This window comes from Flavobacterium collinsii (assembly GCF_902804485.1).
In the GTDB taxonomy this organism is placed as follows: Bacteria; Bacteroidota; Bacteroidia; order Flavobacteriales; family Flavobacteriaceae; genus Flavobacterium; species Flavobacterium collinsii.
The window spans coordinates 1-2,365 of sequence record NZ_CADCST010000177.1 but is presented as its reverse complement, the minus strand read 5'-3'; the positions used below and the strand labels follow the sequence as shown (position 1 = coordinate 2,365).

Sequence of the window (2,365 nt, the reverse complement as noted above, 5' to 3'; positions counted from 1 at the left end):
GTCAGTATTTCAGTGAACGTCTATCGCTGTTGCGGGTGCAAAAGTAGTCACTTTATTGAGTTCTGCAAGCTTTTTATCGAACTATTTTGAATCTTTTTTCAAACTTTATCTTAACACTCTGATAACACCCCTTTTACAAACTAAACTATTTTCAGGTTTGAAAGGTTTTTCCCTATCAAATCTCTTTCCCCATAGTTCCATCTTTTCAAATAGCCCTATTTTACTAGTCTCGCAACTTTTATTAACACTTATACCAAATCATTTCATTTTACCCTGCCAGCTATTACACTTCTATTTCACCCTCTTTCTCTCCTTTACCACCTCTTAATCTTCAGGTCCAAACATATTGTTACGGAGTAATATTAAAATCTACATATTTATACCTTTCAATTACACACAAACACAAAATCCCTTTAAAACATTTTTCAAGTTACCAATTACCAACATAACGGTTAGATTACTTTAAATATATCTCTTATAAAAAATAAAAAACACACACTTTATCCCTATCTAAAGAAGATTAAACATATTCCTAAAGAATATCTAAACTCAAAAGAATCCTTAAGAAAAGTAATGACACAGGATTTTCCCATTTACTGCCATCAGACTTATCTTCATATCACCCGCAGAAGATAACTTCTTTTTTTACAAAAAATTCAAAAACGTTCTTCAACATAAAAAGATAGCCTATCTAATAGTAACTCCTATATTATTTTAATCAACAAAACAGTAAAACATAAAAGATGCCACATCAATAATCATTGCAAAAAGCAAGACCAAAACATGCTTTCAAAATACAACTCAAATTACAAACCACTTTTACACTCAGAAACCAATTAGCAAAGCTTCGCAAGAGATTAGAATGAAACATCATTAACAAACCATAGATCAAGAAAATGAGCCCAATGAAAAATCCAAGAAGCCAAATGTAATTTTTAAAATAAAAAACATCTCCCAACAGTAACTATTAGCCAACACTTGATTTATAGAAATAAACCTAAATAGACTCCAAAACAAATAAAATACACCTTGACTATCATCTGAATTACATACAAATATTTACGCACACAAAAACAACTGATAAAATCATTTGTTTCGCAAAATTTACCTAATAGTACGAAAAAAGCAAATCAATCTAATATCAAACCTTCTAACACAATCTCTCGTACAATTACAAATCACAAGCAAATAAGCTAAAATAATTTTGATAACAGAATTACAAATACATCTGTTTAATCATTCAATGTTTAAATAAAAGCATTCACATAAAAATTCAGAAGTAACCAAAATATAGAATTCCCCTCATTCAGACAACTAATATCTACGCTTACTTTTATCACTCCACCACTTCTGGTATTAATTTTAAATATTCATTTATCCCTACATTTAGAACATCTAACTCTTTTCCCTAATTTCAATATTAGACCCCAGTCACAACGTAGCCAGCAGTTTCAATCATTGAGACACAATACAACACAACAATACCTATCCCAAAGTTAAAACCATGAACTACATTACACTCAAAATAAAATTTTAGAAATTTTCAACAACAAATTCTTTGTAGAGATCAGAAACTACGAAGAACCTTGCATTTACAGATCAGGCTCAAAAGTTGAGGGTTGGGCAAAAAAAAATAATACACAGCTTGCCTTCATAAAGCAAAAGTTTTTATAGTCTATTACTATTAGAGAGCCCTAACAATAACATGATGCGAAGTGCCATGGATAATAGCGAGACTTCTAAGCTCCACAAGAGCGAAACCCAGGCCTAAAAAAAGACTCTCTTATTTTATGTGGCATTTCTCAAAATAAGCGTTTTTTTTTATTAAAACCTTATAAATTCTTTATACCTACTTATTCCCTTTCAAGGCAATATAACCCATTACCCTAATTCATGGTGCATTACACCATTTTAATACTTTTGGCTTTCAGCCCTTTTTAGACATTCCGAATACATATAGAATAAGGGAGCATCAGTTATAAAATCAGCTGTAATAAAATGATCTCTTATTTGAGACAAAATCTCAAAAAAAAGAAAAGCCAAAATCATTAATAAACTGAATTAAACCAACAGCTTCGAGGAATATACAATAACCACAATGACAAACATATTGCCATGACCAAACTGGCACATTGGTATAGAAATATAGAAGAATCAGGTTTTAAAAACTTTAATATTCTACTCAATACCATAACTATTAATTATCAGTCAATCTTAAACTATTTTGATAATAGAAGTACAAATGCTTCGACAGAATCTTTCAATACTAAAATAAAAGCTTTTAGAAGTCAATTCAGAGGAGTGAGGAATATAGATTTTTTCTTGTTCAGATTATCTAATCTTTTTGCCTAATCCCCAACTTTTG

General features: G+C 30.3%; 1 pseudogene. It reads left to right on the top strand.

Annotated elements, in window-relative coordinates:
* Window positions 1-2,073: 2,073 nt before the first annotated feature.
* Window positions 2,074-2,352, top strand: a pseudogene (locus tag FLA105534_RS23295) (transposase); the annotation flags it as partial.
* Window positions 2,353-2,365: the final 13 nt, after the last annotated feature.